General features: G+C 54.4%; 11 protein-coding genes. 1 reads left to right on the top strand and 10 read right to left on the bottom strand.

Features of this window, described 5'->3' with window-relative positions; translation table 11 throughout:
• Positions 1-3: 3 nt before the first annotated feature.
• The 4 genes from purH to htpX form a co-directional block, all read right to left on the bottom strand.
• Positions 4-1620, bottom strand: a complete 1617-nt coding sequence (gene purH / locus CFBP5473_RS01290) for a bifunctional phosphoribosylaminoimidazolecarboxamide formyltransferase/IMP cyclohydrolase (protein ID WP_027673500.1) — start codon at positions 1618-1620, stop codon at positions 4-6.
• Between the two features lie 127 nt (positions 1621-1747).
• On the bottom strand, positions 1748-3430 hold the full coding sequence (locus CFBP5473_RS01285) for a heparinase II/III family protein (protein ID WP_413228959.1): 1683 nt from the start codon (positions 3428-3430) through the stop codon (positions 1748-1750).
• Positions 3431-3614: 184 nt separating this feature from the next.
• Positions 3615-4883, bottom strand: coding sequence for an RsmB/NOP family class I SAM-dependent RNA methyltransferase (locus CFBP5473_RS01280; RefSeq protein WP_234881768.1), 1269 nt, complete (start codon positions 4881-4883; stop codon positions 3615-3617).
• A gap of 104 nt (positions 4884-4987) precedes the next feature.
• On the bottom strand, positions 4988-5947 hold the full coding sequence (htpX, locus tag CFBP5473_RS01275; RefSeq protein ID WP_027673497.1) for a zinc metalloprotease HtpX: 960 nt from the start codon (positions 5945-5947) through the stop codon (positions 4988-4990).
• A 115-nt stretch (positions 5948-6062) separates the two neighbouring features.
• Between htpX and CFBP5473_RS01270 the strand changes: the two genes are divergently transcribed.
• Positions 6063-6263, top strand: a complete 201-nt coding sequence (locus CFBP5473_RS01270; RefSeq protein ID WP_027673496.1) for a DUF1674 domain-containing protein — start codon at positions 6063-6065, stop codon at positions 6261-6263.
• 54 nt (positions 6264-6317) lie between these two features.
• Here CFBP5473_RS01270 and CFBP5473_RS01265 read toward each other — a convergent pair whose 3' ends face one another.
• From CFBP5473_RS01265 to rho, 6 genes are all read right to left on the bottom strand, one after another.
• Positions 6318-7202, bottom strand: a complete 885-nt coding sequence (locus tag CFBP5473_RS01265) for a ParB/RepB/Spo0J family partition protein (RefSeq protein ID WP_027673495.1) — start codon at positions 7200-7202, stop codon at positions 6318-6320.
• A 38-nt stretch (positions 7203-7240) separates the two neighbouring features.
• Positions 7241-8035, bottom strand: a complete 795-nt coding sequence (locus CFBP5473_RS01260) for a ParA family protein (RefSeq protein ID WP_027673494.1) — start codon at positions 8033-8035, stop codon at positions 7241-7243.
• 20 nt (positions 8036-8055) lie between these two features.
• Positions 8056-8673: a 16S rRNA (guanine(527)-N(7))-methyltransferase RsmG gene (gene rsmG / locus CFBP5473_RS01255; RefSeq protein WP_027673493.1), complete on the bottom strand. Its 618-nt coding sequence runs from the start codon at positions 8671-8673 to the stop codon at positions 8056-8058.
• Between the two features lie 11 nt (positions 8674-8684).
• Complete coding sequence (gene mnmG / locus CFBP5473_RS01250; protein WP_027673492.1) at positions 8685-10562, bottom strand: tRNA uridine-5-carboxymethylaminomethyl(34) synthesis enzyme MnmG; 1878 nt, start codon at positions 10560-10562, stop codon at positions 8685-8687.
• A gap of 53 nt (positions 10563-10615) precedes the next feature.
• On the bottom strand, positions 10616-11932 hold the full coding sequence (gene mnmE, locus CFBP5473_RS01245) for a tRNA uridine-5-carboxymethylaminomethyl(34) synthesis GTPase MnmE (RefSeq protein ID WP_027673491.1): 1317 nt from the start codon (positions 11930-11932) through the stop codon (positions 10616-10618).
• Positions 11933-12012: 80 nt separating this feature from the next.
• The gene (rho, locus tag CFBP5473_RS01240) at positions 12013-13278 is read right to left on the bottom strand and encodes a transcription termination factor Rho (protein ID WP_027673490.1); all 1266 of its coding nucleotides are present in this window, start codon (positions 13276-13278) and stop codon (positions 12013-12015) included.
• Positions 13279-13323 lie beyond the last annotated feature (45 nt).

Here is a 13323-nt window from a genome sequence, read left to right as displayed (position 1 = left end):
ATCTTAGTGCCGGAAGTGGCGCATTCCGGTAAAGACCATAGCAACATTATGCTCGTTAGCAGCGTCGATCACTTCCTGATCCCGCATCGAGCCACCCGGCTGGATAACGGCTGTTGCACCGGCAGCGATGGCAGCGAGAAGACCATCGGCGAATGGATAGAAGGCCTCGGAGGCAACGGCGGAGCCCTTCGTCAGCGGCTCGGCAAGCCCCATGGCCTTGGCGGCATCTTCAGCCTTCTGCGCCGCGATGCGCGCGGAGTCGACACGGCTCATCTGTCCGGCGCCGATACCCGCCGTCTGTCCGTCCTTGGCATAGATGACGGCATTCGATTTGACGTGTTTAGCAATCTTGAAGGCGAACTTCATGTCTTCAAGTTCCTGCGCGCTTGGAGCACGCTTAGTGACGACCTTGAGATCAAGGTCTTCGACCATGCCGTTGTCACGGCTTTGCACGAGCAGACCGCCCGAAACCGTTTTGGCGGTGATACCCGCCGCGCGTGGATCGGGAAGGCCACCGGCAGACAGGAGGCGCAGGTTCGGCTTGCGCGCAACGACAGCCTTGGCTTCTTCCGTCACATCCGGCGCGATGATGACCTCGGTAAAGAGCTGGATGATCTCTTCCGCCGTCTCCGCATCAAGCGTCTGGTTCAAGGCAATGACGCCACCGAAAGCCGATACCGGATCGCAGGCCAGCGCCCGCTTATAGGCTTCCAGAAGCGTGGAGCCGGTTGCAACGCCGCACGGGTTGGCGTGCTTGATAATCGCAACGGCGGGTGCGTTTTCCGGCAGGAACTCAGCCACCAGCTCGTAGGCCGCGTCCGTATCGTTGATGTTGTTGTAGGATAGCTGTTTGCCCTGAAGCAGCGTCGCGGTTGCTACGCCTGGACGCTTGTCGCCAGTCAGGTAAAAGCCTGCGCTCTGGTGCGGGTTCTCGCCATACCGCATCTTTTCTTTTAGCACGCCGCCAATGGCGCGGTAGTGCGGCGTCTCAATGGCAAGAGCTTCCGCAAACCAGTTGGAAATCACGGCATCATAGGCCGCGGTGCGGGCATAGGCCTTGGCAGCGAATTTCTGCCGCAACGCATAGGTCGTCTGGCCTTCATCGGCCTGAAGCGCTTCCAGCAGTTCCGGATAGTCAGTCGGGTCGGTTACGACTGTTACATAGGCATGATTCTTGGCGGAAGCACGGATCATCGCAGGACCGCCGATGTCGATATTCTCAACCGTGGTCGGATAATCGCCACCCTTTGCGCGCACCTCCTCAAATGGATAGAGGTTGATGATGGAGAGGTCGATGCCTTCGATACCATGTGCACGCATGGCTTCCTGATGCTCCGCATCGTCGCGAATGGCCAGAAGACCGCCGTGAACATTCGGGTGCAGCGTCTTGACGCGACCGTCCATGATTTCTGGAAACTTGGTAATATCGGAAACGTCGGTGACCGGCAGTCCTGCATCCGCAATCGCCTTGGACGTACCGCCGGTGGACAAAAGCTTCACGCCAAGCTTTACCAGCGCACCAGCCAGCTCGATAATATCCGTCTTGTCGGAGACGGAAAGAAGTGCGGTACGAATCTTGACCTTATCGGGCGCGGGGATTTTCTTGGAAACGACAGCCATCGGGATTACTCCGTGAAACGTGGAGAAGAGCCGGAAACGGACACGCCCCGGCGGTTGCCGCCGCGTTAGCACAGCTTGACGGATTAATAAACAGAGCCAACAGCTTTATCCGCGACAGCGACGTCTCTTACACCCGCCGCTCGAGCAGCCAGCGTATGTCTAGCGTTTCCGCGAGGTCGAAGGCGATTTCGATCTGCAGGGACGCACGAATGCCTGAAGCATCCGCCATGAAGACATCCTCGCCGATACTTATCTGACGGGCTGGAGCAGAAAACGCCCAGGTCGTTCCATCCGGCGCGCGCATGACGACGGTTTCTTCATCTTCCTGAACCAGTTCGATTAGGGGATGAACGTGGAATCGTGAAATCGCTTCAACCGGCTGGATGCGCGCCTTCTCATCGGCTCTCAACCAGTCTCTGCCCCTGATCTTTGTCCCCGTGGCATTCAACTCCAGCTCGCGTTGATGAACGTAACCAAGAGATGCGACATAGCCATCATGTGATGCAGAAAGCGCGTCTGCGCCCTTCTCATCCACACCCCTTTGTATCTCGATTTCATCAATGCCTGAAACGACGACTGGACCGAGAAGCCGGGATCGTGAAATGCGCGAAGACGAGCGGTCACCAATCGTAACCGTGGAATGCGCGGCCGTCGATCTGCTGACCCGTCGAAACTCCCGCGTGGCATATTGAGGAAAGCCGGAATTGACGATGAACCTGTAGCGACCCGACGAGAGCTCAAACGAAAGACAACCGCAATGAGCGTTGCGCGAGAGCTCGATGGATCTCGGTTTTCCGGTGTCCACGATGATGACCGTGTCTGCAACGGCCAGACGATGATAGGCAATGTCCTGCAGCGACCGGGAGGGGCGTCCTGCGGTTTCATCGTAGCGCAGCACCGAGGCCAGCTCATTGGCAAGCGTCGCCGTTGCACCATTGAACAACGCAAGGTCACCATCCTGATGCCGGAAAAACCGGATGGCGGGGAACATGCGGTCGATGGCTGGCACAAGCCCTATCGGTACGTCATGCCCCAGATTGATGTAGCTCTGACGTAGAGGCAACAAATCCAGAAGCAGCTCGAGAATAACCCGTGGATTGCGTGACACATGGCCACCATCTGGAAGAATCTGGCGTTCCATTTCCCGGTCAAGCTTTGCGCCGTAGCGCGCGATCCTTGCCGCGCTGTTGGGCATGGAAATTGATGCCATCGCCAGTGCTATACGGATTTTGAGCCGAACCTCGCCATCCTGCGTGTATTTCGCGATCAGATTAAGGTAGCGAACATGCAGCCCGATACACTTCAGGAACCGGCGATAAAAACTCGCATCTGCCTTCTGAAGAATGATGGGGGAGTGGGATAGCCACGAAATCAGCCTCTGAGCCGCCATTTCAGGCGCCCATGCAAGCCCGCCGATTTTACGGCCATAGAAGCTCATCCATTCCGCAACATGCAGACGTGCACGATTGCAGGCCTCTTCTGATTTACTCGCTCGAACATGGCGCAGCCATCCAAAGGCGTGTAGTCGTTCTTCGAAAGCAGGAGAAGGCATCTCCAGCAGAAATGGCGAAACACCGCCAGTCTCAAGAATACGGCCCGCCAGGAATATCCGCCCATATACGAGTTCCTGCGCCACATAAGGATCGACTGCGCGCAAATCTGTCGGTGCGGCGACCAATCCGCTCGGTGTGCGATTGGAAAGTCGAAGGAGATGCAGACGCAGAGGCGCAACCGCGATCATTGCGCGGTTGAAGCTCGTGCGGATGAAATAGCCCGCCACGCTGACACGATTGTTCAGGGAGCTCGCCAAACTGTGTTTCCTGCCTCGCGGAATTTTTGTTTTTTCAGAGAACGCGCATGCGAAATCATCATGAAGGAGTCATTCAAAGTTTCACGAAAAGCTTCACATTTTGTAAATGAATGACGGACGTAACGCGGTTAGCCGCGAGGCTGAATACGCGTCCCGGTTCAAATGTCAAAATGAATGTAGCGCCTTAGCGTCTGCGAAGCACAGCGGCATAGAAGCCGTCGACACCACCGAACATATCCGGTGTCGTGCGAAGATCACCGTGAGAACTGATGGCTATCTCCATACCCGGCAAGGCCTCAGGCGTGACAGCGACCCGCTCGACGCCTGCATCGCTTTCCAGCACACGCGCCACCATTGCCTCACCTTCGGACGGATCAAGCGAGCAATTGGAGAAGACGACCAACCCGCCAGACTTCACCAGCCCGATAGCATGGCGCAGCATCTGCTCCTGAAGGTTCGCCAGCTTGGCAATATCTTTCTCGTCTTTCGTCCAGCTAACATCCGGGTGCTTGCGCAGGGTGCCGGTGGAAGAACATGGGGCATCCAGCAAAACCGCATCGAACAACTCGTCCGGCAGGAACTTAAGCATGTTCTCTTCAACCGTTTCGGCAACGAATCCAAGCCGAGACAGATTTTCTTTCAGCCGCTTCAATCGGTTTCCTGATTGATCCAGAGCAGTCACCTTCGCTCCCGCAAGAACCAGCTGTGCAGTCTTACCGCCCGGTGCCGCGCAAAGATCGGCAACACGTTTCCCCTTGATATCGCCCATCAGCCGCACAGGCATGCTGGCAGAAAAATCCTGTACCCACCATTCGCCTTCGACAAAGCCTTCAAGGGCAGACACCTGCCCCTCGAAAGAGCCCAAACGCACCGAACCGTTTGGCAATACAGTGCCATTGAGCTTCTTTGCCCAGCCTTCCGGATCTGACTTGACGGTGAGATCGATAGCGGAGGGAACGAGTTGAGACTGCGCGATACGCGCCGCGGCGTCCTCACCGTAGGCTGCCACCAAACGATCCTGAAACCATTGTGGAAGCACAGGGATAACTTCTATCGTCTCCATAGCGGCTTCTTTTTCTCGCCCAAGCCTGCGCAGCACAGCATTGACGAGCTTAACGAAACGCTTGTTGCGAGGATCGCGATGCGCCTGCTCGACTGCCAGATCCACTGCGGAATGATCGGGCACATCTAGATAAAGCATCTGCGCAACGGCAACGACGAGAACGTGATGAAGCGACCGCGCGCCCTGTGGCAAAGGCCCATCCAGCATCATCGAGATTGCCGCCTCGATACGAGGCAGGTGGCGGAGCGCACTGTTGATAATCGCCCGGACGAGAGCGCGGTCAGCGAGGCTGAGCGAGCGATAGGAGGGATTGCCATGTTCCGCATCGAGCATGCCATCGAGAGACGTCTTCTTGTCGATGACGGCAGCTATGATCTTCACAGCGGCCATGCGAGCAGAGAGACCCGGCTTCCAATCCCCACCTGGAACAGCTGAATCAGAAACAGCTGGCTTTCTTTTTTTGAATTTTGGCCGGGTAGGGGTGTCGGAAGATGTCAAGACCAGGGACCTTTACGCTCATTATCATCGCCACGCCCGAAGCCCGCATTGGGAACGGAACGTGATTTGCGCACGGGCTTATCACTTGCAGAGCGGAAGGTCGATGGCTGCGCGAGATCCTGCGACATGGCGTGAAGCGCGGCGATACGGTTTTCAGTATTGGGATGGGTAGAAAACAGATTGTCCATCCGTTCGCCTGACAGTGGATTGATAATGAACATATGAGCAGTGGCAGGATTACGCTCTGCATCGTCATTATGGATTTGCTGTGCAGCACCCGCAATTTTCTGAAGCGCGGATGCAAGCCAGAGCGGGTTACCGCAGATCTCTGCGCCGCGGCGATCAGCAGAATATTCGCGTGTGCGGCTGATTGCCATCTGAACCAGCATCGCTGCCAGCGGCGCAACGATCATGGCAACGAGGACACCGATGAAGCCGAGCGGATTATTGTTTTCCCTGTTACCGCCAAAAAAGAAGGCGAAATTGCCCAACATGGAGATCGCACCCGCAAGCGTGGCCGTAATCGTCATGGTCAACGTGTCGCGATTCTGGATATGCGCCAGTTCATGCGCCATGACACCGGCCACCTCCTGTGGCGTCAAACGTTCCATCAAACCCGTCGATGCCGCAACAGCGGCGTTTTCAGGATTACGACCGGTCGCGAAAGCGTTAGGCTGCGGGCTATCATAGACGTAGACCTTGGGCATCGGCAGGCCAGCATTGTGAGACAAATCCCGGATCATATTGAAGAATTCGGGAGCATTGCGCTCATCCACCTCCTGTGCACGGTAGGCGGACAAGACCATCTTGTCGGAATTCCAGTAGGAGAAGAGGTTCATGCCTGCGGCGATGAGAAGCGCAATCATCATGCCGCCGCGGCCACCAATCAGAAAACCAACCCCCATGAACAAGGCTGTCATGAAGGCCAACAGCATGGCGGTACGCATCAGGTTCATCCAGAATCTCCGTCAAATCGTGAAATCGGCCGACAAGGCTTATCAAGCCGGTCAGTTTTCTATAATCTGGTTACGCTGAAATGCTTTTCAATATGCCGTGACGAGGTGCCCGCCTATGCAAAACGCTGACAACGATAATGCCGATATCGGAAACAAAAAGATATCGCCTGCTGCGCAGCGCGCCCTGAAGGAAGCGGAAGAGCGCCGTCAAGCAGCGGAGGCGCTCAAGCTTCCTCCTGAAACCGGCGGGCGCGGTGGCGCAGAACCCGTTCGGTTCGGAGATTATGAGATCAACGGTCGTGCGATTGATTTCTAAAATAAAAAAGCCCCTTCAACGGGGCTTTTTTATTGTTAAAACAAATAGTTAGGACTATTTCTGCTCCAGAAGGCGACACACAGCTTCGAGCTGTTCCAGTGTACGATAATTGATCCGTATCTGGCCGCCATTCCCCTTATGGCTGATCTTTACATCCAGGCCCAGAGCATCGGACAACGTTCTTTCCAACGCGATGGTATCGGAGTCCTTCTCGCTATCGGACTTACGCGGCTGGGTCGGATCCATTTGAGCCCGAATGTCGCTCTGCGCCATTCGCTCCGCGTCGCGAACTGAAAGACCTTTCGAAACAATGGTTCTCGCCAGTTGGGTAGGATCAGAAGTCGACACCAGAGCGCGCGCATGGCCTGCAGACAACGAACCTTCCGACAGCATGTCTCGTACTGGATCCGGAAGCTTGAGAAGCCGCAAACTATTGGCAACATGGCTGCGGCTCTTGCCAATAATCTCACCGAGATCATTCTGCGTATATCCGTGCTCGGCAATCAGCTGCTCGTAACCCAGCGCTTCTTCGAGAGGATTAAGGTCGGATCGCTGGACGTTTTCAACAATCGCCAGCTCCAATGCCGTGCGATCATCGACATCGCGAACGATGACCGGCACTTCCGTAAAGCCAGCCAACTGCGCAGCACGCCAGCGGCGCTCACCCGCAATGATCTCAAAGCGATTCTGGCCAACCGTGCGGACGACGACTGGCTGCACGATACCATGCTGACGGATCGATGCAGCGAGATCCTGAAGTTCATTTTCATCGAAATGACGGCGCGGGTTACGCGCACTTCGTGCGATGAATTCAATAGGAACGGTTCTATCAGGGCTTACCGCCTTCTGCGGCTCGCCAACCGGCAGGGGCTGATCCATTTCGCCGATAAGAGCAGCCAAGCCGCGGCCGAGGCGGCGCTTAGAGAGATCGTCACTCATAAATTACTCCATGCAATCCAAGTCTTCAGGCCAAATCTTCAGGCGGCCTTGCGCAGTCGCTCGCGCTGAATGACTTCTGATGCCAATTGCAGGTACGCCTGACTACCCGCGCATTTCAAATCGTAAAGAATGGCAGGCTTGCCATAGGACGGCGCTTCGGAAACGCGTACGTTCCGGGGGATCAGAGTGTGATAGACCTTCTCGCCCAGATGCGTTCGAACATCACTTACGACTTGCTGAGCAAGATTGTTGCGCGAGTCGAACATCGTCAAAACGATACCCTGAATATCGAGCGCCGGATTGACGGTGCCTCTGATCTGGTTGACCGTATCTAGCAGCTGGCTCAACCCTTCTAACGCGAAGAATTCGCACTGGAGAGGTACAAGCACGGAATGCGCGGCAGCCATCGCGTTCATCGTTAAGAGGTTGAACGAAGGGGGGCAGTCCAGAAGGACGTACGAATAGGCAAGCGCCTCGTTGCTCTGCAAAGCATTGCGCAACAGAAAAACGCGATTGGACGCGTTGGCAACTTCCATCTCAAAGCCAAGCAGGTCCATTGTAGACGGAATGATATCGAGATTCGGTACTGCGGTCGGCACCACGACTTCAGCAACGGAATGAGCGCCAATCAACAGATCGTAGGAAGACATCTTCCTCTCACGACGATCGATTCCCAAGCCGGTGCTGGCATTGCCTTGTGGATCAAGGTCAACGACAAGCACTCGTTCACCAATCGCGGCCAACGCGGTTGCGAGATTAATCGCCGTCGTCGTCTTACCGACGCCGCCCTTTTGATTCGCGATTGTGATAATCCGGTTTTTTTCAAACATCATGCCGCACCTGGCTTCATTGATCAGCTCTTCGAGGCGAGGTTACTGATCTCCAGGACCACTGAACTCGCTTCGACAGCACTTTGATGTTTTAACAGATCAAAGTTCCAACGACCACGGGCTTTCGCTATCTCGGCTTCATAATCCCGGCCTTTATTGAGATAAGCGCGCATTTCAGAATTCAATTGTGCCCATGGATGTATGTATTGAAACAGCAAATCAAGGTCTGCCAGCGCCCGGGCCGATACAGCATCACAACGCCCAACAACGTCCGGTGCACCTTCAATGCGGATTGGATGGACACTGCCCCTTGCGCCCGTTTCGGCCAGTGCGACCCTTAAGAAGCCGGCCTTCTTGTGATTGCTCTCAACAAGATGAACCCAACCCCCGCCTAGTTCCGCCAAGAAAATCGCGGTGATTACGCCCGGAAAACCGCCCCCACTGCCAAGGTCCGCCCATGTCAGCGGACGGGGATTAAGTTGAAATATCTGGGCACTATCCGCAACATGGCGAGACCATAGATCGCTTAAAGTAGAAGGAGCGACGAGATTTGTAGTGGCATTCCATTTCTTGAAAAGTTCAACGAAATGCTCAAGCCGCTCATGTGTTTCACGTGAAACACTTTGGCCGTTTATCTTCATGTTGGGACTCGTTAGGGATGTACGCGTAATGTCTCGCTACGCGTATAAGTCCCTTTCTTCACCAAAGCAAGAACGAGTGAAATAGCAGCCGGTGTCATGCCGTCTAACCGCGATGCCTGAGCAATGTTTCTCGGTTTCGCCGCCAAAAGCTTCTGTTTCAGCTCATTCGATAGACCTGATAAAGCCTGAAAATCAAAATCATCTGGGATAATGCGATCCTCATCTCTCTTGATATCGATGATATCCGCATTTTGTCTCTGCATGTAAACAGCGTAACTGGCTTCGATTTCGAGAACCTCAGCGACCCGGGGTTCAAGCAAACTTAGCTGCGGCCAAATCGGCTTAAGGGTCTCGAGGTACATCTCGGGATACGCCAAAAGCTCATAGGCGCTACGCTTTTGACCGTCCTGATTGAGTTTCAATCCCTGCTTCAAAGCTTGAGTCGGTGTAATCGCAAGTGACCTCAACGTATCACGGCCCGCTTCGAGCGCAGCCATGTAAGAAGCAAACTTACCAGCTCGCTGCCGCTCAACCAATCCGACGTTAAGGCCAACCGGCGTAAGCCGAAGATCCGCATTATCGACGCGGAGCGAAAGCCGGTACTCCGCACGTGACGTGAACATCCGATAGGGTTCAGTCACACCCTTTGACGTGAGGTCGTCAATCATCACTCCGATATAGGATTCTGTGCGACTGAAGATGTAAGCATCGGTCGCAGCGGATAATCGAGCAGCGTTTAGACCAGCGACCAGTCCCTGCGCTGCGGCCTCTTCATAGCCCGTTGTGCCATTGATTTGGCCTGCCAGAAAAAGTCCCGGTATTTTTTTGCATTCCAAGGAAGGCTTTAGTTCGCGGGGGTCGACGTAATCATATTCGATTGCGTAGCCGGGCTGGATGATTGTCACATTCTCCAAGCCGGGAATCGTATGAATAAATGCTTCCTGAACCTCGGCGGGTAGGGACGTTGATATTCCATTCGGGTAGATCGTATGATCGTCCAGTCCCTCTGGTTCCAAGAAAATCTGGTGACCGTCGCGCTCACCAAATCGAACGATCTTGTCTTCGATCGACGGGCAATAACGGGGACCGACACCTTCGATCTGTCCGGAATACATAGCCGACAGGTGTATATTGTCCTGAATGATTTTATGGCCTGCTGGCGTCGTCCGCGTGACCCCGCAGTCGATTTGTTCGTTGGTGATTTTATCCGTCATGAACGAGAACGGGACCGGATCTTCGTCAGGACCCTGCTTCTCCACTGATGACCAATCTATCGTTCTCCCGTCCAGCCGTGCAGGAGTACCCGTCTTCAAGCGGCCAAGCATCAAACCGGCTCGCATCATTGTCTGAGACAAACCAAGTGAAGGAGCCTCCCCAACTCGACCGGCAGGAATCTTTTCGGAACCGATATGAATAAGGCCCCTTAGAAAGGTGCCTGTTGTTAGAACGACAGCTCCACAGGGTATACGGCGACCATCTGCCATGATCACCGCTTTCACGGTATCATTCTGTATTTCGATGTCGAACGCATCGCCTTCGATAATATCGAGATTTGCTATCGCATGGATTTCAGTCTGCATTGCTTCTTTGTAGAGCCTGCGATCAGCCTGGGTCCTTGGGCCGCGCACAGCAGGCCCCTTTTTTCGGTTCAGCATCCGAAACTGGATTCCACCAGCATCCGCGACGCGACCCATCAGCCCGTCCAGTGCGTCAATTTCCCGAACGAGATGTCCCTTGCCCAGACCTCCGATGGCCGGATTACAGGACATAACACCAATCGTTTCTCGCTTATGTGTAATCAGCGCAGTGCGTGCGCCATAACGCGCAGAAGCGGAAGCCGCTTCACTACCTGCATGTCCACCACCGATAACGACGACATCGTAAACCATCGAACTTCCAAGCTTAAACGAAAGGTGCAGTTACACCGAATGTTTCACGTGAATCATTTGCCAATGCAGAATTCAGAGAAAATGACGCCGAGTAAATCCTCGACATCTACTCTGCCTGTGATGCGTCCAAGCGACGTCGCGGCGAGCCTAAGATACTCCGACCGAATGGCAAGTTCCATGCCTTCGGATGCAAGCGCTTCCCTAACACAGTTTAGCGTCTCTTCAAGTCGTTTTTTGTGTCGGCTGCGTCCCGGCATCAGACTGGCGGCTCCACCAACCTGTTGCTCGATAGCTATTTTGATAAGATGCTTTAATTCATGAAGGCCCTCTCCGGTCACAACGGACACCGAGAGATCACTGTTCAATGAGGTGACGCCAATATTGTCAGCCTTGGTGTGAAGACGACGGGTTGCTTGACTCTCCCATATTTGTTCCGGATACGAATCGGTATCTGACAAATGTAAAACCAGGTTTGCAGTTTCGGCGGTTAGCGTCGCGCGTCTGATACCCTCTTTTTCAACGATATCAGATGTGTCTCTAATTCCAGCGGTGTCAAACAGCGTAACCAGATAACCATCAACATCGAGATCGATGCTCAGAACATCGCGGGTGGTGCCTGCAATATCGGTAACGATAGCGACATCACGACCGCTGAGCGCATTCATTAAGCTGGATTTGCCGACATTCGGCGCGCCGACGAGAGCCACTCTGAAGCCATCACGAATGATTTCAGAGCCTGTTCCGCTTTCGATGTGCGCTGATAGGTCCTGCTCCAATTGAGCGACCTTGGCCCACACTTGTTCTGCCACGGAATCCGGCACGTCTTCTTCATCCGCGAAATCAAGCTCAGCTTCGATAAGCGCTCTGCATCTCGTTAGTTGGTGTGCCCAACCATCATAGAGGTTTGAAAGGTTTCCCGTACTTTGCTCTACAGCAAGACGCCGCTGCATCTCCGTTTCTGCCGTCAGAAGGTCGGCGAGGCCTTCCACTTCGAGCAGGTCCATCTTTCCGTTATCAAAAGCCCGTTTTGAAAATTCTCCTGCCTCTGCAGGGCGAAAATCAGTTTGGCTTTCCAGAATATCAAAAATTGCTGCTACGACGGCGCGGCTGCCATGAACCTGAAGCTCGACGCAATCTTCACCGGTAAATGAATGGGGCGCCTGAAAATGCAGCACCAGTGCCTGATCGATAGGCTGACCGTTCCGGCTTCGAATCGTTCGCAAGGAAGCCTTACGAGGCGTTAGTGATTCTGCACCAACGAGTATTCGTGAAGCTTCGAAGGCTTTGCTTCCACTGATTCTGATAACAGCAACACCTGCGGGTAGCGAACCGCTGGACAGAGCGTAGATGGTATCTGAGGAATAGGACATGCCAAAGCTCTTCTAAAGAAAATGGCCGCGTCTGTTTTACAGACGCAGCCGATATCAGCCAAAGAATCCGGCTAAAGGGATCAGGTATTCATCGAGTCGAAGAAATCGCCGTTGTTCTTCGTCTGCTTGAGCTTGTCGATGAGGAACTCGATTGCGTCGGTGGTGCCCATCGGCGCCAAGATACGCCGCAACACGAAAATCTTCTGGAGATCCTGACGCGGAACGAGAAGGTCTTCCTTACGCGTGCCGGACTTGAGGATATCCATGGCCGGGAAGATACGCTTGTCTGCGACCTTGCGGTCGAGGACGATTTCAGAGTTACCGGTACCCTTGAATTCTTCGAAAATGACTTCGTCCATACGGCTGCCCGTATCGATCAGCGCCGTTGCGATGATCGTCAGCGATCCACCTTCTTCGATGTTACGTGCGGCACCGAAAAAGCGCTTCGGACGCTGGAGAGCATTCGCGTCGACACCGCCTGTCAGAACCTTACCGGAAGAAGGAACAACGGTGTTGTAGGCGCGACCGAGACGTGTGATCGAATCGAGAAGAATGACGACATCGCGACCATGTTCGACAAGGCGCTTTGCCTTCTCGATAACCATTTCAGCGACCTGTACGTGGCGTACCGCCGGTTCATCGAAGGTGGAAGATACGACTTCGCCCTTAACCGAACGCTGCATGTCCGTCACTTCTTCCGGGCGCTCATCGATCAAAAGAACGATGAGATAACACTCAGGGTGATTCGCCGTGATGGAATGGGCAATGTTCTGGAGAAGAACCGTCTTACCCGTGCGCGGTGGAGCAACGATCAGGCCACGCTGTCCCTTACCAAGGGGCGCAACGAGATCGATAACGCGCGACGACAGATCCTTCGATGTTGGAACATCGAGCTCCATCTTGAAGCGCTCATTCGGGTAGAGCGGCGTCAGATTATCGAAGTGGACCTTGTGACGGATTTTCTCCGGGTCATCGAAATTGATCGTGTTAACCTTGAGCAGGGCGAAATAGCGTTCGCCTTCCTTCGGCCCCCGGATCGGACCTTCTACCGTATCACCCGTCTTCAGCGAGAAACGGCGGATCTGGGACGGCGAGATGTAAATATCGTCGGGGCCGGGAAGGTAGTTTGCGTTTGCGGAACGCAGGAAGCCGAAGCCATCCTGAAGAACTTCCACCACGCCTTCGCCGATGATTTCGATGTCCTGGCTGGCCAGCATCTTGAGGATCGCAAACATGAGCTCCTGCTTGCGCATCGTGCTCGCATTTTCAACTTCCAGGGATTCGGCAAAAGTCAGCAAATCGGTTGGAGATTTGCTCTTGAGTTCCTGAAGCTTCATTTCAGCCATGAAGAGAAAGACCGTTTTAATATCTGTGTGTGGGGAAAGGCGTGT

Origin of the sequence: Agrobacterium larrymoorei (assembly GCF_005145045.1) — a bacterium.
GTDB lineage: Bacteria > Pseudomonadota > Alphaproteobacteria > Rhizobiales > Rhizobiaceae > Agrobacterium > Agrobacterium larrymoorei.
Note: the sequence above shows the minus strand (reverse complement) of the source record. Positions and strands in the feature narration are given on the sequence as shown.

What these genes read in the sequence shown, in the direction of transcription:
- CFBP5473_RS01280 (WP_234881768.1), bottom strand. Translation starts at nt 4,883, where the DNA reads ATGGCCGCTGTGAAGATCATAGCTGCCGTCATCGACAAGAAGACGTCT.
- CFBP5473_RS01270 (WP_027673496.1), top strand. Translation starts at nt 6,063, where the DNA reads ATGCAAAACGCTGACAACGATAATGCCGATATCGGAAACAAAAAGATA.
- CFBP5473_RS01265 (WP_027673495.1), bottom strand. Translation starts at nt 7,202, where the DNA reads ATGAGTGACGATCTCTCTAAGCGCCGCCTCGGCCGCGGCTTGGCTGCT.
- mnmE (WP_027673491.1), bottom strand. Translation starts at nt 11,932, where the DNA reads ATGTCCTATTCCTCAGATACCATCTACGCTCTGTCCAGCGGTTCGCTA.
- mnmG (WP_027673492.1), bottom strand. Translation starts at nt 10,562, where the DNA reads ATGGTTTACGATGTCGTCGTTATCGGTGGTGGACATGCAGGTAGTGAA.
- purH (WP_027673500.1), bottom strand. Translation starts at nt 1,620, where the DNA reads ATGGCTGTCGTTTCCAAGAAAATCCCCGCGCCCGATAAGGTCAAGATT.
- rsmG (WP_027673493.1), bottom strand. Translation starts at nt 8,673, where the DNA reads ATGAAGATAAACGGCCAAAGTGTTTCACGTGAAACACATGAGCGGCTT.
- rho (WP_027673490.1), bottom strand. Translation starts at nt 13,278, where the DNA reads ATGGCTGAAATGAAGCTTCAGGAACTCAAGAGCAAATCTCCAACCGAT.
- htpX (WP_027673497.1), bottom strand. Translation starts at nt 5,947, where the DNA reads ATGAACCTGATGCGTACCGCCATGCTGTTGGCCTTCATGACAGCCTTG.
- CFBP5473_RS01260 (WP_027673494.1), bottom strand. Translation starts at nt 8,035, where the DNA reads ATGATGTTTGAAAAAAACCGGATTATCACAATCGCGAATCAAAAGGGC.